Below are 24,008 nucleotides of genomic sequence, written 5' to 3' on the forward strand. Positions count from 1 at the left end.
CCTATCCCATGTGCGGGTAGCGCCAGTCGTGCGGTGGCACGAAGTTCTCCTTGATGGCGCGGGCGCTGGTCCAGCGGGTGATGTTGAGCAGGCTGCCGGCCTTGTCGTTGGTGCCGCTCATGCGGGCGCCGCCGAACGGTTGCTGGCCCACGACCGAGCCGGTGGGCTTGTCGTTCAAGTAGATGTTGCCGGCGGCGTCGCGGAGCTGGTCGAGCGCGTGGTAGCCGGCGGCGCGGTCCTGGCTGAACACCGCGCCGGTCAGCGCGTACTGGCTGGTCCGGTCCACCAGGGCCAGGGTGTCGTCCCAGTCGGGGTCGTCGTAGACGTACACGGTGAGGATCGGCCCGAACAGCTCGCGCTGCATGGTGTCGGCCTGCGGGTCGGTGGTGACGATCACGGTCGGGTCGACGAACCAGCCGTCGGTCTCGTCGGTGCCGCCGCCGGCGATGATCTCGGCGCCGTCGGCGCGCATCCCCTCGATCGCGTCGCGGTGCTTCTCGAACGCGGCTCGGTCGATCACCGCGCCCATGAACGTGGACAGGTCGCTCACGTCACCCATGGAGGCCTTGGCCTGCCGGGCGAGGTCGGCGAGGCCGTCGCGCACCTCGGGCCACAGCGAGCGGGGGATGTAGGCGCGGCTGGCCGCCGAGCACTTCTGGCCCTGGTACTCGAACGCGCCGCGCCCGAGCGCCACCACCAGCGCCGGCACGTCGGCGGTGGGGTGTGCGACGACGAAGTCCTTGCCGCCGGACTCGCCGACCACGCGCGGGAAGCTCGAGAAGTGATCGATGCCGGCGCCGACCTTCTTCCAGATCGAGCGCAGCGCGTCAATGCTGCCGGTGAAGTGCACCCCGCCGAGCTCGGGATGGGCGGTGGCGACATCGGTGGCCAGTGCCCCGTCGCCGTGCACGAGGTTGATCACCCCGTCGGGCAGCCCCGCCGCGCGCAGCATCTCCATCGTGAAGTGCGCGGCGTAGGCCTGCTTCTCCGAGGGCTTCCACACCACCGTGTTGCCCATGAGCGCCGGCGCGGTCGGAAGATTGCCGGCGATGGCGGTGAAGTTGAACGGCGTGATCGCCAACACGAACCCCTCGAGCGGGCGGTACTCCATGCGGTTCCAGACGCCCTCGGGCGAGTACGGCTGCTGCTCGTACAGCTGTTGGGCGAACGCGACGTTGAAGCGCAGGAAGTCCGCGAACTCGGCGACGGCCTCGATCTCGGCCTGGTGCACCGACTTGCCCTGGTGCAGGATCGTCGCGCCGTTGATCGTCGGCCGCCACGGGCCGCTCAGCAGGTCCGCGGCCTTGAGGAACACCGCCGCGCGGGCGGCGAACGACCAGCGCGACCACTCGGCCTTGGCCTCCCGGGCCGCGTCGATCGCCTGCTCGACCTCCTCTTGCCGCGCCGCGTGGACGTCCGCGAGCTCGCAGGTGTGATCGTGCGGACTGCGCGCGGTGAACACCTCGCCGGTGCGCACCTCCTGCCCGCCGATCACGCACGGCGCGTCCACGCGCTCCTTGCGCAACCGCTCGATCTCACCGGACAGCGCGGCGCGCTCGGCACTGCCCGGCGCGTACGCACGCATCGGCTCGTTGTACGGGGCGGGGACTCGGAACGTCATCAGCGATCGACCTCCTCCGTGCCAGCGGGATCAGGGACCGTCTCGGGTGGGCGCGGCCCACTGCGAGCATCGACCGGCAACGACGGCACGGTGCGCGCCCCTCGGTCGGCCCGGCGCGACACCTGTCCGCGCAGTGCCCTGGCCAGGAACAACACGTTCGCGGGGCGTTCGGCCAGACGGCGCATGAAGTACGCGTACCAACGCTGCCCGAACGGGACGTACACACAGACCCGGAAGCCCTCGTCGACCAGGCGCGCCTGCAGTTCGGCGCGCACGCCGTAGAGCATCTGGAACTCGAAGCTGTCCGCCGAGCGGCCCAGTCGCGCTGCCTCGTCGAGCACATGGGTGATCAGCGCGTCGTCGTGCGTCGCGAACCGCGGGTAGGTGCCGTGCGCCAGCAGGCGGGTGGCGCAACGGCGGTAGCTCGCGTCCGTCTCCCGACGCGACTGGTAGGCCAGATGCGCCGGCTCGGCGTACGCGCCCTTGCACAGGCGCAGGCTCGCGCCGATCCCCTCGAGGCGCACCACATCCGCCTCCGTGCGACGCAGGTAGGTCTGCAACGCGCAGCCGACGTGGTGGTGGCCGGCGCGATGGCAGGCCTCCACCAGCTGCACCGTGGCCTCGGTCGTGCCCGAGTCCTCCATGTCCAGCGTGACGTGCGCGCCGACCTCACCCGCGCGGGTCGCGATCCCGTCCACCAGCTCGGCGCAGCGCGCCGGCCACGCCAACAACCCCAACTGGGTCGGCTTCACGCTGATGCCCGCGGGCAGACCACGCGCGTCGATGCCGTCGAGCGCCCGGTGGTACATGGCAGCCGCCTCGCGGGCGTCCTCCTCGGTCACCACGCGCTCGCCGACGAAGTCCAGGCTCGTCGACCGTCCCCGCTCGGCGAGGGCGGAGGCCGCGTCGAGGCCGTCCTCCAGGCGCTCTCCCGCCACGAACCGCATGGCCACCGCACGCGCCGGCCGGCTGCGAGCCACCAGGCGCTCCAAGCGGCGTGACTCGGACGCCTTCGCGAGCACGGTCGACACCATCGCGGGCTCCTCTCGGTCCGGCCCCGGTCGCCGGGACCGTCATCGTGCCCGCGGCGCGGCGGCGCGATGTCCGCGCCCGCCGCACCGCCGAGGGGCCTTGCGTCGGCTATGCCTGCGGGGCGGCCTCGGCCTCCTCGTCGGCGTAGTCGCCGACCCAGGCGCGCTCGGGGACCTTGCCGAAGAAGCGCCCGCCCACGAACGCCGCGATCAGCGCCGCGGCCCAGCCGGGCAGCATCGAGTAGACGCCGGTGTCGACGAGGGCCGGGACCTGCTCCCAGACGAGCACGGTGGCTGCGCCGGCGACGATGCCAGCCATCGCGCCGGCCCCGGTCATCCGCGACCAGAACAGCGACAGGATGATCACCGGCCCGAACGCGGCCCCGAACCCCGCCCAGGCGAACGCGACGATGTCGAGGATCGCGGTCTCGCCGGGCAGCGCGATGATGTAGGCGACGATCGCCACGGCGATCACCGTGGCGCGCCCTACCCAGACGAGGGTCATGCCGCTGGCGTCACGGTTCAGGAATGCCCGGTAGAAGTCCTCGGTCAGCGCGGTCGACGACACGATCAGCTGGCTGTCGGCGGTCGACATGATCGCCGCGAGCACCGCGGCCAGCAGCACGCCGCCGACCCACGGGTTGAGGAGCTCCTGGATCAACGCGAGGAACACCGTCTCCGGATCGTCGAGCGGCTGGTCGAGCAGGCCGATGCCGACGAGGCCGACGAGCGTCGCCCCGGCCAGGGTCACGACGACCCAGGTCGTGCCGATGCGGCGCGCGGTCGGGACCATCGTGGCGGACCGGATCCCCATGAACCTCGCGACGATGTGCGGCTGCCCGAAGTATCCGAGCCCCCAGGCGAGCAACGACACGATCCCGATCGCCCCCACCGCTTCCGGCGCGCCCCAGGTCCCCGCCTCCGCGTCGTAGGTCGCCTCGGTGCCCAGGGTCCACAGGTCGGGCGAGGCCGCCTGCACCTGGCCGGTGAGCACGTCGAACCCGCCGAGCACGCCGATGCCGAGGAGCGGCAGGACCAGCAGTGCCAGGAACATGAGGGTGCCCTGCACCGCGTCGGTGAGGCTGACGGCCAGGAATCCGCCCAGGAACGCGTACACGACGATCACCAGCGTCGCGACCGTCACGGCGGTGGTGTAGGGGACGCCGAACGTCGACTCGAAGAGCACCCCGCCCGCGACCAGGCCGCTGGAGACGTACACGGTGAAGAACACGATGATGACGATTGCCGAGACGACCCGGATCGATCGGGTGCGGTCCTCGAAGCGCTCCTCGAAGTAGGCCGAGAGGCTGATGGAGTTGTTCGCCCGCGCGGTGTAGGTGCGTAGCCGCGGCGCGACGATCAGCCAGTTGAGGTACGTGCCGACGGCGAGGCCGACCGCGATCCACGTCGCGCCGATCCCCGCGGCGTACACCGCACCCGGGAGGCCGAGCAGCAGCCATCCGGACATGTCGCTGGCCTGCGCCGACAGCGCCGCCGTCGGTGCGTTCAGGTCACGGCCCCCCAGCGCGAAGTCGCTGAGGGTGACGGTGCGCCGGTAGACCCAGAGGCCGATACCGATCATCGCGATCAGGTAGACGACGAAGGTCACGAGCACCGGTGCGTTCAGATCGACCATCGTGGATCCTCCTGTCGGACGGCGGGGCGCCGGTGCCTCCCACGGTGGGATCGCGAGGACACGGCCTTGCGACCGAGGATCCGGGACACGGCCTGCAACACGCCTGCAACGCGCCTGCAGAGGTCCGATCGGACAGGTTACGATGGCCTCCGCGGCGGTAGGCAAGGGGGCGACGTGGAGGTCCGTGTGCTCGGACCCGTCGACGTCGTCGTCGACGGCGTCCCCGTGGCGCTCGGCGGGCGCCGGCCGAAGACGATCGTGGCCGTGCTCGCACTGCGTGCCGGCAGGACCGTGCCGATCGAGCGGCTGGTCGACGAGGTCTGGGGCGAGGCCCCACCGCGCAGCGCCGTCGACACGTTGCAGAGCTACCTGTCGCGACTGCGGACGGCGTTCGCCCGGGTCGGCGTCGGCGACCGTCTGGTCACTCACGGCAGCAGCTACGAGCTGCGTCCGGACACGGTCGATGCGGCGGCGTTCGTGGCCGATGTCGAGCGCGGTCGCCGGGCCGCGCGCGAGCACCAGCCGGCAGCCGCGGCGGCGGCGTTCCGCGCCGGCTTGGCCCGGTGGCACGGGCGAGTGGTCGAGGAGCTCGTGCCCGGGGAGGCATCCGCTGCCGGGATGGGGCCTCTGCTGGGTGCCGAGGTGGCGCGCCTCGAGGACCTGCGTCTCGCGGCGCTGGGGGAGCGGATCGAGGCGGAGTTGGCGCTCGGTGCCCATTCCGAGCTCGCCGGCGAGCTCGCGGCCCTGGTCCGCGAACACCCGCTGCGCGAGTCGCTGCACGCGCAACGGGTCCGCGCGCTGGCGGCCGCGGGACGGCAGGGCGATGCCCTCGCGGCCTACAGCGAGGCGCGTGTGGCGCTCGTCGAGGGCCTCGGCATCGAGCCGGGGACGGAACTGCGGGCGCTGCAGCAGCGCGTGCTCGAACAGGACCCCACGCTCGCCGCACCCTCGGCGGCCGAGGGGCCCGTGGACCCCCACGAGGCGACCTCGCTCGCGCCGTGGGAGGAGCGGTGGTCAAGCCGGGAGGTGCCCGCGGGGGACGGCCGCACCGGTGAGCCGTCGGCCACCGACCGCCCGCTGGGGAACCTGCCGCTGCCCCTCGGCGGCTTCGTCGGCCGTCGCGAGGAGCGCGGCGAGCTCGCCGCCCTGCTGTCGAGCGAACGGCTCGTGACGCTGACCGGCGCGGGCGGCTGCGGCAAGACCCGCCTCGCCCTGCGCGTCGCGAGCGACCTCGCCCCGAGGTTCCCCGGGGGCGTGTGGCTCGTCGAGCTCGGCAGCCACGTGGAGCCGCGCCTGGTCACCCGCGCCGTGGCGGAGGTGTTCGGGGTGCCGGACGGTGGGCCGGACGACCTGGCCCTCCGCATCGCACGGCGACTCGGGACGCACCCGACGTTGCTCGTCCTCGACAACTGCGAGCATCTGGTCGACGCCTGCGCCGAGTTGGCCTCGGAGCTCTTGGCCGCCTGTCCCGCGCTCTCGCTGCTGGCCACCAGCCGCGAGCCGCTCGACATCACGGGCGAACGCACCTCGCGGGTGCCGTCGCTGGCCCTGCCGCCCCGCGAGGTGCGTGACGCGGACGACCTGCGCGAGAGCGAAGCGGCGCAACTGTTCGTCGCCCGCGCCTGCGAGGCCGACCCCTCGTTCGAGATGGACGACGAGCGTGCGGCCACGGTCGCGCGGGTCTGCCGGGAGCTCGACGGGATCCCCCTGGCCCTCGAGCTGGCGGCCGCGCGGCTGCGGGTGCTCTCGCTGGAGGAGTTGGCCGATCGATTGGGGGACCGCTTCCGACTGCTGCGCCACGGCCGGCGCTCGGCGCCGCCTCGGCACCGGACGCTCGAGGCGGCGATCGACTGGAGCCACGACCTGCTCGAGCGGCCGCAGCAGCGACTCCTGGCCCGCTTGTCGGTGTTCGCCGGAGGGTTCACGCTGGACGCGGTCGAGGCGGTCTGCGCCGGGCACGGCGTCGATGAGGCCGACGTCCTCGACCATCTCGCCGCGTTGATCGACAAGTCGCTCGTGCAGCCGGTGCGGGCCGCCGGTCCCGCCCGCCACGATCTGTTCGCCACCGTGCGCACGTACGCGCGAGCCCGGCTCGGCGGACCGGATGCCGCCGCCGATCCGGACGTCGCGCGTCTCGAGGCTCGCCACGCCGAGTTCTTCGCCGGCCTGGCCGAGCGCGCGGCACCCGCACTGACGGGTGCCGACCAGGTTGCGTGGTTCAACCGCCTGCACGTCGAGCACGACAACCTGCGTGCGGTGCTCGCGCGCGGCGGCGGACCGCAGGGCGACGACACCGCGGCACGGGTGGCGGCCAGCTGCTGGCGGTTCTGGCTGCAGTTCGGGCACGTGGCCGAGGGGCAGCGGTGGCTGGCGGCGGCGCTCGATGATCCGTCCTCGCCGCCGTGGGTCCGCGCGCGGCTGCTCCTCGGCGCCGGGCGCATCGCGGGCGCCCGGGGCGAACACGTGCGCAGCGCCGAGCGGCTCGCGGCGGCACGCGACACGGCGGCCGGGGCCGGCGATGGCGCGCTGGAAGCCACGGGCTCCGCCCGCCTGGCCGTCGCGGTGGCCGAGTCCTCCGGATCGGGGGTCGGGCGGGGTCCGATCGCGGCGCCGGCGTCGCAGGGGCGCGGCGTCGACGTGACCTCCCCGTTGGACCATCTGGCGGCGGCCGAGGCGACGCTGGCCCGTGTCGCGGACGTGCTCGCGGCCGACGAGGCCCCGGGTGTCGCCGCCGAGATCGAGGAGGCCCGCGGCCTCGTCGCCTGGCGAGAAGGCCGGCTGGGTGACGCGGCGACCGCGTTCGCCCGGGCCGAGCGCGCGCATCGCGACGGGGGCGACGAGTGGAGCGGGTGCCTGGCCCGGCTGGGGGCCGCGCGGGTCGCTCGCGGTCAGGGCGACCCCGAGACGGCGCTGCGGCTGCACCGGGAGAACCTCGTCCGCAGTCTGCGGCTGACCGTGTCGAGCCTCGACTTCGTTGGTCTGCCGCAGGATCTGCACGGGCTCGCGGCGATCGCCGCCCGCGCCGACTCGCACGAGCTCGCCGCCGAACTGCTCGGCGCCGCGGCGACGTTGCACACCGCGGTGGAGCTGCCCCTCACGGCGACGGAACGCGCGGAGCAGTCGCACACCCTGACCGAGGTGCGCCGCTGGTTGGGCGCCTCGGCCGCCGATGCCGCGTACGCTCGGGGACGGTGCATGGCGGTGGAGTCCGCGGTTCGTGACGCGCTGGAGCGGACGGCTGCCTTGCTCCCTGTGCCGATGGGCGTCGGCGCCGCTGACTCGGGCCGTTAGGTTGCATCCTCCCGGGTCCGGGTTGACGCGCGCACAGCGGGTAGGACCTTGACCGCCACGCCCGTGAGGCGACCGCGATGCAAGGAGCAGCGACGTGCGCTACCGCCGTTTGGGCAAGACCGGCTACAAGGTGTCCGAGATCGGCTTCGGCGCTTGGGCGATCGGCGGCAGCTGGGGCCCGGTGGACGACGATCAGAGCCTCGAGGCGTTGCACGCAGCCGCTGACGCCGGCGTGACGTTCTTCGACACCGCGGACGTCTACGGCGACGGCCACAGCGAGCGGTTGCTCGCGCGCTTCCGGGCCGAGCGTGACGAGGAGATCGTCATCGCGACGAAGGTGGGCCGCCGAGCACCGTTGGACGTGCGCGAGTACACCCCGGACAACCTCTTCGAGTGGATCGACCGCTCGCGCGAGAACCTGGGCACGGAGCGTCTCGACCTCGTGCAGCTGCACTGTCCTCCCTGGGAGGTCTACTACACCCCGGAGGTGTTCGAGGCGCTCGACGAGCTGGTCGCTGCGAGCGTCATCAACGCGTACGGCGTCAGCGTCGAACGGGTCGAGGAGGCCCTCAAGGCGGTCGAGTATCCCCATCTCGGCTCGGTGCAGATCGTCTTCAACCCGTTCCGTCAGCGCCCCGCTGATCTGTTCCTCGCACGCGCGAAGGAGCGCGACGTCGGGGTGATCGCCCGTGTGCCGCTCGCGAGTGGCCTGCTCACCGGCAAGTTCACGGAAGCGACGTCCTTCCCCGAGGACGATCACCGCACGTTCAACGTCGAAGGCGCCGCCTTCGACGTGGGGGAGACGTTCTCGGGGGTCGACTTCGAGACGGGGGTGCAGGCCGCCGCACAGCTCGCCGACCGGGTGCCCGAGGGGGCCACGCTCCCGCAGGTCACGCTCCGCTGGATCCTCATGCACGAGGGCGTCTCGACCACGATCCCGGGCGCGAAGACCCCCGAGCAGGCCCGCGACAACGCCGCGGCCTCGCTCATGCCCGCCCTCGACGAGGAGTTCCAAGACGTGGTGCGGTGGCTCTACGAGGAGCGGATCGCCCCGCAGGTCCACCACCGCTGGTAGGGACGGGCTCCGCGTGCGATCGCCGCACAGCGGAGCCTCCGAGTGCGCTCGCCGCGCAGAGGGCTGGTGCGGTTACCCGCGCGGGCGCGGGTAACCGCACCACGTATCGGAGCGGGCGCTCTGGCGACCCCCTCCGTCACGCGTGGGAAAACTGCTGCTCCTCGGTCGAGCCCTTGAGCGACAGGGTCGAGGAGCTGCCGCCCGAGATCACCTGGCTGACCTCGTCGAAGTAGCCGGCCCCGACCTCGCGCTGGTGCTTGGTCGCGGTGTAGCCGTGCGGCTCCATGGCGAACTCGCGCTGCTGCAGCTCCACGTAGGCGCTCATGCCACGCTCGGCGTAGCCGTTCGCGAGCTCGAACATCGACGCGTTGAGCGCGTGGAAACCCGCCAGCGTGATGAACTGGAAGGCGTAGCCCATGCGCCCAAGCTCCTTCTGGAACTTCGCGATGGTGGGCTCGTCGAGGTTCGCGCGCCAGTTGAACGAGGGCGAGCAGTTGTAGGCGAGCTTCTTGCCCGGAAAGCGCTCGTGGATGGCGGCCGCAAAGCGCTCGGCCTCGTCGAGGTCGGGTGAGGACGTCTCCAGCCACAGCATGTCCGCGTACGGCGCGTACGCCAGCCCCCGGGCGATGCCGGCCTCCAGCCCCGGGCGGACCTTGAAGAAGCCCTCGGCGGTGCGCTCACCGGTGAGGAACGCGTGATCGCGAGGGTCGACGTCGCTGGTCAGCAGCGTGGCGGCGTTCGCGTCGGTCCGTGCGACCACGAGCGTCGGCACGTCCATCACGTCGGCGGCCAGCCGGGCAGCGGTCAGCGTCCGCACGTGCTGTTGGGTCGGCACCAGCACCTTGCCGCCCATGTGCCCGCACTTCTTCTCGCTCGCGAGTTGGTCCTCGAAGTGGACCCCGGAGGCGCCGGCCTCGATGAAGCTCTTCATCAGTTCGAAGGCGTTGAGCGCCCCGCCGAAACCGGCCTCGGCGTCGGCGACGATCGGCACCATCCAGTCCGTGGAGCCGTCGCCCTCGGCCCAGGCGATCTGGTCGGCCCGCATGAGCGCGTTGTTGAGCCGGCGCACGAGCGCGGGGGCGGAGTTGGCGGGGTAGAGGGACTGGTCGGGGTAGGTCTGGTCGGCGAGGTTGTTGTCGCCGGCCACCTGCCACCCGGACAGGTAGATGGCCTGCAGCCCGGCCTTGACCATCTGCACGGCCTGGTTGCCGGTCACCGCGCCTAGCGAGTGCACGTAGTCGAGGTCGTGCAGCTGCCGCCACAACCGCTCCGCACCACGGCGCGCGAGCGTGTGCTCGACGCCCACCGACCCGCGCAGCCGCACCACGTCATCCGCGGTGTAGTCGCGGCGGATGCCCGCCCAGCGGGGGGAGGCCCACTCCTGCTCGAGCTGCTCGACGATGCGCTGACGGTCGGGGGTGCCCATGTCGTCCTCCTGTCGCTGTGTCTGCCGGTCGTCGTCGGTGCGGTGGCGCGTGCGTGGCTCGGAGGCCCGAGCGTCGCGCCCGCCCCGACAAGGAGTAGGATTGTTTTCGGTTGAGTCGCGAATCCAACCAGCGAGGCGAAAACAATGACGGAAGTTTCCGAGTCTCGCGTAACCGAGGAAGTTTCCGCCCCCGCTGAGGCCGACCCGTTGGTGATCGGCCAGCGCATCCGCCACCTGCGCGTCGAGCAGGGCCTCACCCTCGCCCGGCTCGGCGAGCTGGTCGGCCGCCAGGCCCCGTACCTGTCCCAGATCGAGAACGGCAAGCGCGAGACGACGCTGTCGCTCCTCGGCGGGATCGCGTCGGCGCTCGGCACCGATGTCGCCGGCCTGCTGGACCCGACGCCGCCCAGCCGCCGCGCCGAGCTCGAGATCGCACTGCGGCGCGCGCAGGCCGACCCGCTCTTCCGCGAGCTCGGGCTCCCGGACCTGCAGCCCTCCGCGCGGCTGCCCGACGAGGCGCTGGAGCACATCGTCCGCCTGTTCGCCGAGCTGAAGCGCCAGCGGGGCGTGCGCGCCCAGACCCCCGAGGAGGCTCGCAAGACGAACGCGGCCCTGCGGGAGGAGATGCGGGACCGCGGCAACTATTTCCCCGCGATCGAGGGCCTCGCCCGCGACGCGCTCGACGCGGTGGGGCACCGCGACGGCCCGTTGCCGCAACGCAAGCTCGCCGACCTGGCCCGCCACTTCGGCTTCACGGTCCGCCCGGTGCAGGAGCTGCCCGCCTCGGTGCGCTCGCTGGTCGACCAGCGCAACGGCCGCATCTACATCCCGCAGCGCGACGAGCTCGACAGTCGCAGCGCCCGCACCGTCGTGCTACAGACGCTCGGCCATCTCGCGCTCGGCCATGCCGATCCCGGCCGCTTCGGCGAGTTCCTGCGGCAACGGGTCGAGGCCAACTACTTCGCCGGCGCGGTGCTGATGCCCGAGGACGCCGCCGTGGCGAGGTTGCAGGCCGCGAAGGAGGCCCGCGACCTCTCGGTCGCCGAGCTCGAGGAACTGTTCGGCGTCAGCTACGAGATGGCCGCGCACCGCTTCACCAACCTCGCGACGCGGCACCTCGACATCCCGGTGCACTTCGTCCGCTCCGACGCCGACGGGGTGATCTGGAAGGCGTACGAGAACAACGGAGTGCCGTTCCCCGCCGACCCCGACGGTGCGATCGAGGGGCAGCGCCTCTGCGCGCAGTGGGCGACCCGGCAGGTGTTCTCCAGCGAGGAGAAGTTCGACCTGCACTACCAGTACACCGATACGCCGAGCGGCACCTACTGGTGCGTGACCTACCTCGAGGGCGACCGCGAACCCAGCCATGCGATCACCGTGGGGGCCCGGTTCGCCGAGGCGAAGTACTTCCGTGGGCGCGACACGAGACGTCGGTCACGCTCGCGCTGCCCGGAGGGGCCGTGCTGCCGCGAACCGGATCCGCAGCTCGTGCAGAAGTGGGACGGCAAGGTCTGGCCGAGCCCCCGCCCGCACAGCCACGTGCTCGCGGCGCTGCCCGCCGGGACGTTCCCGGGCGTCGACCTGGCCGAGGCGTACGCGTTCCTCGAGCGCGCGGAGGCCGCTGAGTAGCCGCGTCAGCCTGCGAGGCGACCGGCCCGCCCGAGCTCACGTCGCGAGCTCGACCACCCCGGTGCGCTCGATGACCTCGGAGAACGGTCGGCGCCCGCTCGGGGTCGTGGCCGCCGGAGCGTGCGACAGCCGCAGGAGCAGGGCGAACTGCTCGTCCTCCTCGAGCGCGAGCAGCGCCCGCAGCCGTCGCGCGACCGCTGTGAGCGGGTCGAGGAAGCGGTCCGGCACCAGTTCGGCGCGTTCGTCCTCGTTGGTGGCGTACAGGAAGATCGGCGAGACCGGCTGGACCGCGAGCCCGGCCTGCTCCGCGGCGATCCATACCCGCTCGACCGCCGCGCCGCCGCGGACGTAGCTCGCGGGATCGTCGCCGCGGATCGTCACGGCGGCCACTGCCGAGCTCGTCCCGACCCGGTCGCGGGTGACCTCACCGAGGGCCGTTCCGGCGTCCCAGTCGGCCAGGTGGCGCATGACGTCGCCCCGCCGGGCGACGTCGAGCTTCGCGAGCTCCGTCGCGTCGAGTTCGAGCGTGCGGACGTCGATGCCCCGGGCGAGGTCGTCGTGCCCGGGCCAGCGCACCTCGCGCATCATCTCGGCGTGCAACCAGGGGGAGAGGTACCGCAGCCGATCGGACTCGGCGAGCAACTCCGCGCAGCGCGTGATCGTGTCGGCCTCGTCGAGCAGCCGCAGGCCGCAACCCTCCCGCTCCGCGGCCTCGGCGAGTGCCGTGCGGTCCGACGGGTCCAGCGCAGTGGGCGTCCCCGGTTGGCGGTTCGTGTGGCGCGTGAGCATCGCGTCGTGGAGCCCGGCCAGGTCGAGGTCGGTGCCCCGCCCCAACTCGAGGGTCGCGGCCAGGTCCGGGTCACCGGGATCGGGAAGCACCCGGGCCTCGCCGAGCACGCCCGCGGCGCTGGCGGCGATCCGCGCGTTGGCGAGCGCGGCGCCGAGGGCGAGGTAGCTGCCGCGATGGGCCACGTCCATCGTCACGCTCGCGCGCGGCTCGCGGTGGAGGCGAAGTCGCTCACCATCGAGCACGAAACGCCACGGCTGGGCGTTGCCCCCCGACGGGGCGAGGTGGGCGGCGTGCGCGAGCGCGGTGAGCGGATCGTCGGGCAGCGGCTCGCGCTCGACACGCACGTCGACCAGGTGCTTCGGTGGGTCGGGTTCGGCGATGCCCCCGAGGGCCTCGTCGAGGTCGATGCGCTGGCGGCCGGACGCGAGGCCGGGCTCGCGGACGGTGCGCCGCACGGCGGCCGCGATCGTGGCGGCGCCGAGCGTGACGTCCCCGCCGAGCTGTGGCCACGTCGTGACGGTCTCGTCGATCTCGGCCATCGAGGCGGCCATCCGCGCGGACAGACCGTCGGCCTCGAGGAGGCGCAGCGCGTAGGGCGCCTTCGCGCGCGTCGACAGGCCGCGCAGCTGCTCGGCGGAGACGCCGTCGAGCAGTCCGTGGAACACCTGGCGGGTCGGGTCGAGGTCGAACCGCTCCACGTCGAGCAGCCCTCGGTCGCTGGTCTCCATCAGCACCGGCAGGCGGTGACGGCGTGCCGCCTCCCGAACCATGAGCTTGACGTCGAGGGAGTCGCACTCCTCGACCAGGATGTCGAGCCCCTCGCAGAAGGCGTCGAGGTTCCCCGTGCCGATCCCCTCGGTCCACACGCTCACGTCGAGGTAGGGGTCGAGCTCGGCCACTCGACGGGCGGCGATCACCGCCTTGTGGATGTCGAGGTCGAGCACCGTTGCCGGGATGCGATTGAGGTTGGACAGTTCGAGGTGGTCGAAGTCCGCGAGGGCGAGGTGCCCGCAGAGACCCTCGAGGGCGAGGGTGTGGGCGATGGCGTGGCCGACCGACAGGCCCACCACGCCGATCGACCGCGTCTGCAGCTGCTCCTGCTCCTCGAGGGTGATCTTGTTGCGGTTGCGATCGAGGCGCAGGCGCCGGAACCCTTGCGGACCGAGCAGCCGCACGGCGGTTCGACGCCAGGGGTAGTAGACCCACCGGGGCGGCTCCTCGAGCAGCTCGGGGGGACACGCCGGCCGCAGCTTCCGCAGCTCCTCGCGCTGACGGTCGAGCCGGTCGGTCACGGTCACGCCCGGGTCGGCTCGCAGCGCCGCGAGCCGGTCGTCCGCCCCGTCGGCTCCCTCGACGAGCACGAGCGGGCGCCACGTCTCCACGGGGGCCGCGGGCGGTGGCGTGCCCGCGGGGGTCCGCTGCAACTGCTCGGCCTCCCCCGTCATGAGCTCGAGCTGGTCGGGGGAGGCGTCGAACGGCAGCCGATCGCGGTCCCACCAGAACACCCGGCTCTCGTAGCGTTCGTCGGGGTAGCGGAACGGCTCGATGCGTGGATCGGGGCGACCGCCGGACGAGGCCAGGGACGGCGCGGCGTGCGCGGCTGCGGTGCAGACCGCGAAACGGGCGTCGAGCCAGTGCAGCGAGTGGGCCTGACACCGAGCGAGCGCGGCGCTCACGGCGCGTTGTCGGGGATGGTCCCGCTCGACCCACATCCCCTTGAACTCGAGCAGTCCGGCCGGCGCACACGCGTCCAGCGTGGCCTGCAACGACGGGAGGTCGGGGTGGGTTTCCAGCTCCTCGACCGCGACCGCCTGCGCCGCGACGAGCAGCGGGCCGTGACAACGGATGCCGCCGACGATCCGGTCGCCGTCGTGCGCGGTCCAGAACAGGGGCGTCGTGCGACCGTCGGCGATCTCCTCGCGGCGCACCACGTCCTCGACGCCGAACTCGCGGTACCGGGCGGTCACCCCGTCCAGGTACCGGCGCCACTGCTCGGGCGCCTCCGCGGGGTGGTGGCCGACGATGTCGAGCCCTGAGGGCCGGTCAACGAACGAGGAACCGAACCCTACTCTGCGCATTACCCGCCTCTCGCATTGGTTGCGATGACGGTACAGAATGGGTTGAGTAAACTCAAGGTATCGCTGCAGTGGCTGTACGTCGTGATCGCGTCGGCAGGGGCAGCGCCCCGTCCGCGAGCATCGGGTCCAGGTCGTGGGCGGGACGCGGGTGCGAGAACAGGAATCCCTGCCCGCGTCGGCAGCCGACCTCGAGCAGCTGCGCGATGTGTCGGTGCGTCTCGATGCCCTCCGCGATCAGTGACAGGTCGAATGCGCGCGCCAGATCGGCCATCGCGTCGACGACGGCGCGATCGGCCGGGTCGGTCCCGAGATCCCGGACGAAGCTGCGGTCGATCTTGAGGAAGTCCACGGGCAGGCGCTTCAGCTGGCTCAGCGAGCTCTGCCCGGTCCCGAAGTCGTCGAGGGCCACGCTCACGCCCAGGTTGCGCACCTCCCTGATCACCGAGACCGCGTGATCGACGTCCTGGAGCACGGCGTGTTCGGTCAGCTCGAGCGACAGGCGGCCCCGCAGCGGCCCGTGCGCCCGGCACTGGGCGAGGGTGTGGAGCAGGTCGCGGTTGCGCAGCTGCAACGGTGAGACGTTGACGCGCACGACGGCGTCCAGTCCGGGGATGCGCTCGTGCCACTCGGCGGCCTGCCGGCTCGCCTCGACCATCACCCAGCGGCCGATGTCGAGGATCATGCCGGAGCTCTCGGCCACCTCGATGAAGGCGTCCGCGGGCAACAGGCCGTGGCGGGGGTGCTGCCAGCGGACGAGCGCCTCGACGCCCAGGATCGCGCCGGTGTGCAGGTCGATCTCCGGCTGGTAGTGCAGCCGCAGCTCGTCCCGATCGATCGCACGTCGGAGCATGATCTGGAGGTCGCGCCGGGCCACCGTCTCGGCGCGGAGCGCATCGTCGAACACGACGACCTGGTCGCGCCCGTCGGTCTTCGCTCGGTGCAGCGCCGCGTCGGCGTCCGCGAGCAACTCGTCGGCGGTGGCGGTGCCGACCGACAGAGCCACGCCCGCGCTCACGGTGCGGCGGAGCAGCTGGCCGGCGGCCCGGATCTCGGCGGTGGCGAGGCGGACGAGTCGCGTGGCGGCCTCGCGGGCGCTCTCCTCGTCGGCGAACCCGTCGAGCAGCACGACGAACTCGTCCCCGCCGAAGCGCGCCACGAAGTCGTCTGGTCGGCACGCGGCCTGCAGCCGTTCCGCGACGGTGACGAGCACCTCGTCCCCGGCCCGGTGGCCGAGCACGTCGTTGACGTCCTTGTGGTTGTCGAGGTCGATGAACAGCAGGGCGGCGGGCGACGTTCGGTGGGCGGCCTGCCGGCGCTGCAGCTCGGGGAACAAGAGGCGCCGGTTCGGCAGCCCCGTCAATGCGTCGTAGCTGGCCAGGACGTGCAGTTGTTCCTCGGCCTCGGTCCGTGCCCGCATCTGCGCGAGCAGCGAGGCGATCGCCCGCAGTGCCCCGACCTCGCGCTCGGACCACGGGCGATCGCCGAAGGCGATGAATCCGAGGACGCCGGTGGTCTGCTCCTCGTCGCAGAGCGGGACGACCGCGAGGGACACCTCCTCGACACCGGAGGCCTCTCGGACGCGCTCCTGATAGGAGGCGGGGGAGTCCCGGGGGCGCTGGATGAAGGGTTCGCCCAGGTGCTCGGTGGCCCGCCAGACGGCGTCGCTGTCGAACGGCACCTCCCCCAGGGGGTCGGGCTCGGGTACCGGTTCCCGCCGCGGGCACTCGTCGACGAGCACCGACATCCGACGCTCGTGGTCGTGGCGCCGCAGGAAGACGGTGTCGACACCGAAGTACTCCTGCAACACCCGCAACGTGTCCGCGACGGCGGTGCCGGCGGTGTCGTGCCGGGCCGGCATCAAGCGGCTCGCGACCCGGACGACCAATTCGTCGAGCCCCGAGGGGCTGTCGGCCGGGGGGTCGTGGGTCGCGGGGCCCCCGGGGTGGGGCACCTCGGTCGCGCCGTTGCGGGGGCTCATGTCGTGCCGGTCATCGGGTTCGCGCCCTGTCCCTGCTGATGTGGGGTCACGGTGGCGATTCTCGACTCCTGCGCGCCGAACTTAACCGGTGAATGCTTCGTGGTGCAGCAGAACGCCCTGTGAGGGTTCGAGGTAGTCGCCGAAAGGGTGCCCCTCACCGCGCCGATCGCTGCCGATCACGACCGTCGCGTCGCCCGTGGTCTCCACCGAGCGTGGCGTCTCGGTCATGTTCACCAGCACGCTCCACCGCCCGTCGTCGCCGTGGCGCTCGAGGCCCAGGACCCCGCGAGGGGCGTCGTGGAGTTCCAGCGTGCCGTTGCGCAGCGCGTCACTGCGCCGTCGGACGGCCAGGAGGTCGCGGTAGAGGTGCAGGGTCGACGCCGGATCCTCGCGCTGGGCCGCGGCGCTGTGCCCCGCAGCGTCGGGTGGCCAGGGCAGCCAGGGCTGGCCGGCCCAGCCGTGCCCCGGGCCGGGGTCCCACGGGATAGGGGCCCGAGCACCGTCCCGTCCGCCCGGGTCGAGGCGCCGATCGGCCGCGACCTCGGCGTCGACCAGGCCGAGCTCCTCGCCCGCGAACAGGAACGGGGTGCCGCGCAGTGTCAGGAGCACGAGCGCGGCAGCCCGGGCGCGGGCGAGCGATCCGAGCCGTGTCCGATGCCGCGGTTCGTCGTGGTTGGACAGCACCCAGGTCGGCCACGCCTCGCGCGGCGGGTACGCCGCGAGGTTCGTGGCGATCACGTCGTGCCAGACCCCCGCGTCCCACGGTGCCCGCAGCAGGGAGAAATCGAACGCGAGGGGCAGCCGTTCGCCGTGCTCGGCCCCGGCGCAGCAGTCCGCGATCGCCCCGGAGTCGTGGAGGTTGATCTCGCCGACCATCGTGCGATCCCCGCCGTAGGTGTCGAGGAGCGCACGGATTCGCTCGAGTCGCGGGTGGAGCCGTTCCGGCTCGTAGTGGAAACTCACCCGAGGCTCACCGGCGCTGTCGCGGGGATCGTCGGCGAGTGCCGGATCCTTGCCGATGAGGTGCACGACGTCGGCCCGAAAGCCGTCCACCCCACGATCGAGCCAGAAGCGCAGCCCGTCGAGTTGAGCGGCCTCGACCGCGGGGTGGTTCCAGTTCAGGTCCGGTTGCTGGGGAAGGAACAGGTGCAGGTACCACTGCGCGGTGGCCGCGTCCCATGTCCAGGCCGGACGGCTGGTGTCGAAGGTCGCGACCCACGCGTTGGGTGGACCGCCGTCGGGGGCCCCGTCGCGCCACACGTACCAGTCTCGGTGGGGGCTGTCGCGGCTCGCGCGGGCGCTCACGAACCACGGGTGACGATCGCTGGTGTGGTTGGGCACCCAGTCGAGCAGGACCCGCAGACCGCGGGCGTGTGCGTCCGCGAGGAGCGAGTCGAACGTCGCGAGGTCACCGAACAGGGGGTCGACGTCGGTGTGGTCGGCGACGTCGTAGCCGAAGTCCGCCATCGGCGACCGGTAGATGGGGGACAGCCAGAGGGCGTCGACGCCCAGCCACGCGAGATGGTCGAGGTGCCGGCGCACACCGTCGAGATCTCCGACGCCGTCGCCGCGGGTGTCGCAGAACGAGCGGGGATAGATCTGGTAGACGACGGCTTCGCGCCACCAGGGGGTCGGTGGGCCACTCGGCGTTGGCTCGCCAGCGCCGGTGATCATCGCGGCCCCGCGCACACGTCCTGCGAGAGGACCTCGTCGGGGGCGAGCGCGGCGCCGAGGTCGGTCCCGCACCCGGCGCGGTGGGCGACGGTCGGTCGGTGTCGCACGGATGCTCCTTGTCGCCGACGGTGGGCTCGTCCGCGGCGCACCGGCGATCGGTCCGAGTGGCGGGTACGGCGTCTCGTCTCGGGCACGGATGTGCCCAGCTGCGGTCACGGCGATGCCCGGATCCCGGCGCGGAACCTCCCCCGCCGGGTCGTGAACGCGCGTCGGACCTGCGCCCCTTCGGCGACGGGATGTGGTTCCATGGGGTGACGGAGCCCACCGCGTGCGAGAGAGGAATCATGGCACGACGCACTGGATGGCTGTTGCTCGTGAGCGCGGCCGTGGCGCTCCTCGTCGCGTGCGGTGAGGACGACGAGACGGTCGACGAGGCCGATGACGAGGGCGACGAGCTCGAGATCGACGCCGAGCCCGACGAGGACGGCGAGGACGAGCTCGACATGGACGACGAGCCCGACGACGAGGACGAGGCGGAGGAACCCGAGGAGGAGACCTACGAGGTCCAGTCCGGTGACACGTTGTCCGCCATCGCCAACGAGTTCGACGTGGAGGCCGACGCCATCGTCGAGGCCAACGACATCGACGATCCCGACCTGCTCGTCGAGGGCACCGAGCTCGTCATTCCCGCCCCCGACCCCGACGATGACGCCGAACCCGACGATGACGGCGATGACGGCGATGACGGCGATGAGGGCGATGAAGGCGAGGGCGACGGCGACGGGGGCTAACCGCCGCAGCGCGCCTGCCACACGTCGCCGATTCGCTCGCTGACGGTCGTGTAGCCGCGGTCGTCGGCGTCCCAGGCGACGCGTTCGGTGTCGAACGACCCGAGCCGTTCGGGGGCCGCGCACACGTCGACCGCCTCGTCGGAGGGCGGGGTGGTTCCGTTCGGGGAGGGCTCGCTCGCTGCGCCGTCACGCTTGGTGACGTCTTCGTTGGGATCCTCCGCGGGCGTGCACGCGCCCACGAGCAACAGGGCGAGGGCCACGAGGGCGCAGCCGAGCTCCCGCGTCGTACGTCGTGGGTGCGTTGGATGCCTCGACGACCATGGGAGGCCGGGACGCGCCCAATCACGGGGAAGGAGTCCGGGGCGTCCCTGCCCATCCCGCCTGGGCAGGGACACCCCGTTCCCAGGTAGCCCGCCATTACCTGGAGTGATGAAAGCATGCCCAACACACTGTGACGTGACCATGCCTCGTTAGGGTCCTTCTGGGTAGTCGGTCCGAACCACCCCGAGATGGTCACATCAGAGCAGTCGGTCGCCTAGTCATCCGATGACGGCTCCCCGTTGCGGGTGCACCGCTGGGCCGGAGGGACGAGGGCGCGCGGGGTCGGGGGCGGGCACGGGTCCCATCGGCACTGTTTTGACACGGTGTCCAGTTAGGTCGGTACGGTGGTGGAACCATGCCAGCTTGCCGCCACCACGATCTTCGCGGGCGGTCGCGCTCCGATGCGCGGGCGCGCCTGTGCTCGCGACCGCGATCAGCGTCCGCACAGTCGGAACGTGCGCCCTCGCGCCGCCGTCGGGAAACGCGCGGGGGTGCTGCGTGAGGTGGATCCTGGCACTCATGGCCCGAGGGGTCTCCCGCCATCCGGGCCTGATGATCCTCGTCGTCGCCGTCGGCAGCGTCGTCTTCGGGGCGCTGGGGACCCAGCAGGAGGTCGAGACCGACATCGCGGAGTTCTCGGCCGACAGCGAGACCTCCCGCATCTTCGATCGGGTCGAGGAGGACTTCGGCGGCCGGGGCGGCTCGATCCAGGTGATCGTCGACGCGGGGCCGGGCGGCAACGTCCTGACCGCCGACGGTCTGCAGGCGGCCGAACGAATCGTCGACGTGGTGGAGGAGACGCCCGAGGTCGAGGCGGCACTGCAGGAGGACACCGAGCGGTCGCCCGCCATCGTGACGTACGCCGCGCCGCTGCTCGGGCAGGTCGAGGTGTACGACCTCGACGTCGACGAACTGACCGACAGCTTCGTGGACGCGATCGTCGACGACGTCCTCGACTCGGGGCAGGGCGACCAGATGGGCAGCCTGCTCTCCGACGACCTTGACGAGCGCGGCGACGGGGCGACCGCGCGCGGGGGGCTGGTCTCGATCTCGCTGGAGCCGGGGCTCGAGCAGCAGCAGGCGCGGGAGGCGGGGCTCGCGCTCGTCGACGCACTCGAGGCCGCGGACTTCGAGTGGATCTCCGCCGACGCCTTCAGCTTCGAGATCCTGTCCGAGGACATCGAGGACGGGATGCTCGACGACCTCCCGATCCTCATGGGCGTGAGCTTCGCGCTCATCATCGTGATCCTGTCGTTCCTGTTCCGGCGTGCGAGCGACGTCGTGCTCGGCGTCGGCGGGCTGGTCCTCACGATCTTGTGGATGCAGGGGATCGCGGTGCTGCTCGGGCCCGGCTACCTCGAGCTCACCGGACCGTTCAACCAGATCGCGATCGCGGTCCCGGTCCTGCTCATCGGGCTCGGGATCGACTACAGCGTCCATCTGAACGCGCGCTACCAGGAGGAGCGACGAGCCGGAGCACCGGGCGCCGACGCCGCCTCCACCGCCGTGCGGACGGTGGGGGTGGCGCTGCTCCTGGCCACCATCACGACCGTGATCGGGTTCCTCTCGAACCTCGCGACCCCGTTGCCGCCCATCGCCGACTTCGGCGCGTTCGCCGCGGGCGGCATCGCCTCGGCGTTCGTCGTGATGGGCCTGCTCGTCCCGAGCACCCGCACCCTGCTCGACCGCCGGCGCGACCGGCAGGCCACGGCTCCGGCCGCGCCTTCGGGCACGGAGCGCCAGACCGCGGCCCCCGCCAGCGGCTCGCCGGTCGACGCGGTCGCGCAGCTGCCGGCACGCGCGCCCGTGCTCTCCCTCGTGGCCGCCGCGCTCCTCGCCGCGCTCGCCGGATGGTTCGCCGTCGGCATCGACACCTCGTTCAGCCAGGACGAGTTCATCCCCGGCGACTCCGACGCGGCCGAGCTGCTCGACCGCCAGGAGGACCTGTTCGGTGGCGACGTCTCGGAGGAGACGTTCGTGCTCGTGGACGGGGACCTTCGCGATCCAGGGGTCCTGCAGGCGATGCAGCAGGTCCAGGAGGACCTCGCGTCCGTCGACGACGTCAACACCCGCGGGGACGCAGCGGACGTCCGCAGCCCCTTCTCGGTGCTCGAGAACCTCGACCGGCAGATCGACGCGGCCCAGCAGCAACTGTCCGCGCAACTGCAACTGTTCGCCGATCCCGAGGCCGGGGCCGAGGAGCTGCCGCTGCCCACCGATCTCACCGTCGACGATCTTCCCGACGCGCTGCTCGAGGACGAGCTCGAGGACGGGGAGGAGCTCACCGGCGACGAGCTGGGCGGGGACGTCCCGCTCGACGAGGTCGACCTCGACGCGCTGGAGGACCGGCTGCCGAGCGGCGTCACCGCCGAGGACGCGCTGCTGTCGGTCGTCCCCGGGGCGGAGCTCGCGGGAGAGCTCCGGGCAGGCTTCGCCGAGCAGCTCGAGGACGAGGGGCCCGAGGGCGTGAGCGACGAGCACCTCGAGACCCTCGCCGATCTCGATCCCGAGGAGCTCGACACGGCGACGCTCGAGGCGCACGGCTACCCGCTCGACGAGCTGGACGACTCCACCCGGGACCTGCTCGACGCCGCCGGTCGAATGGGCGAACTCGGCTGGACGGGTGACGGTGTGGCTGACGACGCGGACGTGGAGGGCCTCTACGCCCTGACGCGGGAGCTCCTCGGCGCCGACCTCGACTCGGTCCTCACCGAGGACGGTGGCGCGGGGCTGCTGATCGTCTCGAGCCAGGCCGGCGAGGAGGAGGCGGAGGCTCTCGCGGCCACGATCCGGGCCGAGCTGGAGCCCCTGACCGCGACGGGCGCGCAGGCAGTCGTGGCGAGCGAGCAGTTGCTGATCAGCGAGACGCTCGACGAGCTGACCAACGCCCAGGTCGGCGCGATCGTGATCAGCCTCGGTGCTGCCCTCGTGCTGCTGGTCGTCTACTACGCCGCCACCGCTCGCCGGCCGATGCTCGGGGTGGTGACGATGATCCCGCCGATCCTCGCGGTGCCGCTGATCTTGGGGTCGATGCGGGTCGTGGGCCTCGCGTTCAACGCCCTCACCGCGACGGTCGCCTCGATCGCGGTCGGGATCGGGGTGCCGTACGGCATCCACCTCACGAACCGCTACCTCGAGCAGCGCGGGGCCGGTGCCGACATCGCGGGGACGATCCACCAGACCGTGAGCAACACCGGTGCCGCGCTGATCGGTTCCGCGGTGACGACCGCGTCGGCGTTCGGCGTGCTCGGGCTGTCGAACCTCGAGCCGATCCGCCAGTTCGGGATCGTCACCTCGATCACGATCCTCTACGCCCTGATCGCCGCGATCGTGGCCGAGACGAGCGGCCTGGTGCTGTGGGACCGCTATCACCGCTGGAGGGACCGGCGCCGTCGGGGGGCGGCACCCGCGGGGACGACGCCGCCCGATGCCGCGTGGGACGGAACCTCCGAGCTCGACGCGCCGCCCGAACCGGTCCGGCCCGGTCCCGTGGCGCGCACGCAACAGGCGCCCGAGGCCGCGGGTGGGCAGACATGAGCGAGGTCGCCCGGGGTGGCCTCGCGCTGACCGGTGCGGCGCTCGTCGCCGCGGCGCTCGGCGCGCTGGAGGGCCCGTGGTGGACGGTGCCGCTCGGGCTCGTGGCGGCGTTCCGGCCGGCCGAACCCACGGATCCGGCGGGTGGGCCGGCCCATCGCGCGGTCGCGGTCATCGCGGGTGGCGTGGTCAGCACGGTCGGTCTCGCGCTCGCGCCCGACGACGCCGGAGCGGTCGGTCTCGCGCTCGCCGCTGCCGTCCCGCTGCTCATCGCGGGCGCGGTGCTGCTGCTCTCCGGCGGCCGGGTCGGGCTCGTGCCGTTCGTGGCGGGTGTCGTGGCGGTGGCCGCGGCGCCGGGGGCACCGCTCGTGGCCGCGCTGTCGGCGGGAGCCGGCCTCGCCGGGGGGTTCCTGGTCGCGACCGTCGTGGACCTCGCGATGCTGGCCCGTGCCCGTCGTCGGCAGCCGTGGCCGCTGACCCGCGGCGCGCACGGGGGGTCTCCTCCGGACGGGCTCGCGGAGCCGCGCTTGCCCGGCGAGGAGTCCGAGGACGGTGAACCCCCCGCGCGAGGCTGAGCCCCCACGTCGATGGGGCGGGCGTCGAAGCTAGGCGGCCACCTCGGCCGTTCGCGCGCCGCTCGCGCGCAACAGCTCCCCGGGCGGGATCGGGAAGACCGCCTGGGGCGTGCCCGCCGCCGCCCACACGGTCTCGTGGTCGAGCAGGTCGCGGTCGGCGAGCACCGGCAGCGGGATGGCGTGACCGAACGGCGGGGTTCCACCGATCGGGAACCCCGTGGCGTTCCGTGCTTCGTCGGGGGTCGCCATACGCACCCCGCTCCTGTCCAGCGCCCGGCCGACGAGGGTCTCGTCGAGCCGTTTGGCACCACTGCACAGCACGAGCGCGGGGCCGTCGTCCGTGGTGACCACCAGGCTCTTGCAGATCGCCGCGACCTCGCAGCCGATGGCCGCGGCGGCATCGGCCGCGGTGCGGGTGCCGTCGGGGAAGGTCACGACCTCCACCGAGATCCCGAACTCGCTCGCTGCAGCGACCACCCGTGCGGGGGCATCCCGTTCGCTCATGCGGGCAGTCTACGGTGAGCGGACACGCGTTCGTTCGATGCCGGCCACGCGGAG

General features: G+C 72.4%; 15 protein-coding genes. 6 read left to right on the forward strand and 9 right to left on the reverse strand.

Features of this window, described 5'->3' with window-relative positions; translation table 11 throughout:
• Position 1: 1 nt before the first annotated feature.
• The 3 genes from pruA to putP all read right to left on the reverse strand — a co-directional run bounded on the left by pruA (position 2) and on the right by putP (position 4,288).
• A complete protein-coding gene (gene pruA, locus ER308_RS16265; RefSeq protein ID WP_131155968.1) occupies positions 2-1,621 on the reverse strand; it encodes an L-glutamate gamma-semialdehyde dehydrogenase in 1,620 nt (539 codons plus the stop codon).
• Positions 1,621-2,655 carry a proline dehydrogenase family protein gene (locus ER308_RS16270; protein ID WP_131155969.1) on the reverse strand — a complete coding sequence of 345 codons (1,035 nt, stop codon included), beginning with the start codon at positions 2,653-2,655 and terminating at the stop codon, positions 1,621-1,623. The genes pruA and ER308_RS16270 overlap by 1 nt, the downstream gene beginning before the upstream one ends.
• A 106-nt stretch (positions 2,656-2,761) precedes the next feature.
• A complete protein-coding gene (putP, locus tag ER308_RS16275; protein WP_131155970.1) occupies positions 2,762-4,288 on the reverse strand; it encodes a sodium/proline symporter PutP in 1,527 nt (508 codons plus the stop codon).
• Between the two features lie 174 nt (positions 4,289-4,462).
• Between putP and ER308_RS16280 the strand changes: the two genes are divergently transcribed.
• Positions 4,463-7,579, forward strand: a complete 3,117-nt coding sequence (locus ER308_RS16280; RefSeq protein ID WP_131155971.1) for an AfsR/SARP family transcriptional regulator — start codon at positions 4,463-4,465, stop codon at positions 7,577-7,579.
• Positions 7,580-7,673: 94 nt separating this feature from the next.
• Positions 7,674-8,654, forward strand: a complete 981-nt coding sequence (locus tag ER308_RS16285) for an aldo/keto reductase (protein WP_131155972.1) — start codon at positions 7,674-7,676, stop codon at positions 8,652-8,654.
• Positions 8,655-8,790: 136 nt separating this feature from the next.
• On the opposite strand, the gene aceA is transcribed toward ER308_RS16285, so the two are convergent.
• Positions 8,791-10,080 carry an isocitrate lyase gene (gene aceA, locus ER308_RS16290; RefSeq protein ID WP_131155973.1) on the reverse strand — a complete coding sequence of 430 codons (1,290 nt, stop codon included), beginning with the start codon at positions 10,078-10,080 and terminating at the stop codon, positions 8,791-8,793.
• A gap of 210 nt (positions 10,081-10,290) precedes the next feature.
• Here aceA and ER308_RS16295 point away from each other — a divergent pair, with 210 nt between their 5' ends.
• Positions 10,291-11,709 carry a helix-turn-helix domain-containing protein gene (locus tag ER308_RS16295; RefSeq protein ID WP_240732113.1) on the forward strand — a complete coding sequence of 473 codons (1,419 nt, stop codon included), beginning with the start codon at positions 10,291-10,293 and terminating at the stop codon, positions 11,707-11,709.
• A gap of 36 nt (positions 11,710-11,745) precedes the next feature.
• Here ER308_RS16295 and ER308_RS16300 read toward each other — a convergent pair whose 3' ends face one another.
• The 3 genes from ER308_RS16300 to ER308_RS16310 all read right to left on the reverse strand — a co-directional run bounded on the left by ER308_RS16300 (position 11,746) and on the right by ER308_RS16310 (position 18,229).
• A complete protein-coding gene (locus tag ER308_RS16300; RefSeq protein WP_131157061.1) occupies positions 11,746-13,944 on the reverse strand; it encodes an Rv1355c family protein in 2,199 nt (732 codons plus the stop codon).
• A gap of 685 nt (positions 13,945-14,629) precedes the next feature.
• A complete protein-coding gene (locus ER308_RS16305; RefSeq protein ID WP_131155975.1) occupies positions 14,630-16,555 on the reverse strand; it encodes a putative bifunctional diguanylate cyclase/phosphodiesterase in 1,926 nt (641 codons plus the stop codon).
• A gap of 81 nt (positions 16,556-16,636) precedes the next feature.
• On the reverse strand, positions 16,637-18,229 hold the full coding sequence (locus ER308_RS16310) for an alpha-amylase family glycosyl hydrolase (protein ID WP_131155976.1): 1,593 nt from the start codon (positions 18,227-18,229) through the stop codon (positions 16,637-16,639).
• A gap of 344 nt (positions 18,230-18,573) precedes the next feature.
• On the opposite strand from ER308_RS16310, the gene ER308_RS16315 reads away from it, so the two are divergent.
• Positions 18,574-19,020, forward strand: a complete 447-nt coding sequence (locus ER308_RS16315; RefSeq protein WP_165492176.1) for a LysM peptidoglycan-binding domain-containing protein — start codon at positions 18,574-18,576, stop codon at positions 19,018-19,020.
• Here the strand turns inward: ER308_RS16315 and ER308_RS16320 are convergent.
• On the reverse strand, positions 19,017-19,280 hold the full coding sequence (locus tag ER308_RS16320) for a hypothetical protein (RefSeq protein ID WP_131155978.1): 264 nt from the start codon (positions 19,278-19,280) through the stop codon (positions 19,017-19,019). The two genes, ER308_RS16315 and ER308_RS16320, sit on opposite strands and share 4 nt — an antisense overlap.
• Positions 19,281-19,860: 580 nt before the next feature.
• Between ER308_RS16320 and ER308_RS16325 the strand changes: the two genes are divergently transcribed.
• The gene (locus ER308_RS16325) at positions 19,861-22,878 is read left to right on the forward strand and encodes an efflux RND transporter permease subunit (protein ID WP_165492177.1); all 3,018 of its coding nucleotides are present in this window, start codon (positions 19,861-19,863) and stop codon (positions 22,876-22,878) included.
• Positions 22,875-23,450, forward strand: coding sequence for a hypothetical protein (locus ER308_RS16330; RefSeq protein ID WP_131155980.1), 576 nt, complete (start codon positions 22,875-22,877; stop codon positions 23,448-23,450). The genes ER308_RS16325 and ER308_RS16330 overlap by 4 nt, the downstream gene beginning before the upstream one ends.
• Positions 23,451-23,480: 30 nt before the next feature.
• Here ER308_RS16330 and ER308_RS16335 read toward each other — a convergent pair whose 3' ends face one another.
• Entirely contained in the window at positions 23,481-23,954 is a 474-nt protein-coding gene (locus tag ER308_RS16335) for a YbaK/EbsC family protein (protein WP_131155981.1), read from the reverse strand.
• Positions 23,955-24,008: the final 54 nt, after the last annotated feature.

The sequence above is a fragment of the Egibacter rhizosphaerae genome (assembly GCF_004322855.1).
Classification (GTDB): Bacteria; Actinomycetota; Nitriliruptoria; order Euzebyales; family Egibacteraceae; genus Egibacter; species Egibacter rhizosphaerae.

What these genes read in the sequence shown, in the direction of transcription:
- ER308_RS16335 (WP_131155981.1), bottom strand. Translation starts at nt 23,954, where the DNA reads ATGAGCGAACGGGATGCCCCCGCACGGGTGGTCGCTGCAGCGAGCGAG.
- putP (WP_131155970.1), bottom strand. Translation starts at nt 4,288, where the DNA reads ATGGTCGATCTGAACGCACCGGTGCTCGTGACCTTCGTCGTCTACCTG.
- aceA (WP_131155973.1), bottom strand. Translation starts at nt 10,080, where the DNA reads ATGGGCACCCCCGACCGTCAGCGCATCGTCGAGCAGCTCGAGCAGGAG.
- ER308_RS16315 (WP_165492176.1), top strand. Translation starts at nt 18,574, where the DNA reads ATGGCACGACGCACTGGATGGCTGTTGCTCGTGAGCGCGGCCGTGGCG.
- pruA (WP_131155968.1), bottom strand. Translation starts at nt 1,621, where the DNA reads ATGACGTTCCGAGTCCCCGCCCCGTACAACGAGCCGATGCGTGCGTAC.
- ER308_RS16325 (WP_165492177.1), top strand. Translation starts at nt 19,861, where the DNA reads ATGGCCCGAGGGGTCTCCCGCCATCCGGGCCTGATGATCCTCGTCGTC.
- ER308_RS16330 (WP_131155980.1), top strand. Translation starts at nt 22,875, where the DNA reads ATGAGCGAGGTCGCCCGGGGTGGCCTCGCGCTGACCGGTGCGGCGCTC.
- ER308_RS16300 (WP_131157061.1), bottom strand. Translation starts at nt 13,944, where the DNA reads ATGACGGGGGAGGCCGAGCAGTTGCAGCGGACCCCCGCGGGCACGCCA.
- ER308_RS16270 (WP_131155969.1), bottom strand. Translation starts at nt 2,655, where the DNA reads ATGGTGTCGACCGTGCTCGCGAAGGCGTCCGAGTCACGCCGCTTGGAG.
- ER308_RS16310 (WP_131155976.1), bottom strand. Translation starts at nt 18,229, where the DNA reads ATGATCACCGGCGCTGGCGAGCCAACGCCGAGTGGCCCACCGACCCCC.
- ER308_RS16305 (WP_131155975.1), bottom strand. Translation starts at nt 16,555, where the DNA reads ATGAGCCCCCGCAACGGCGCGACCGAGGTGCCCCACCCCGGGGGCCCC.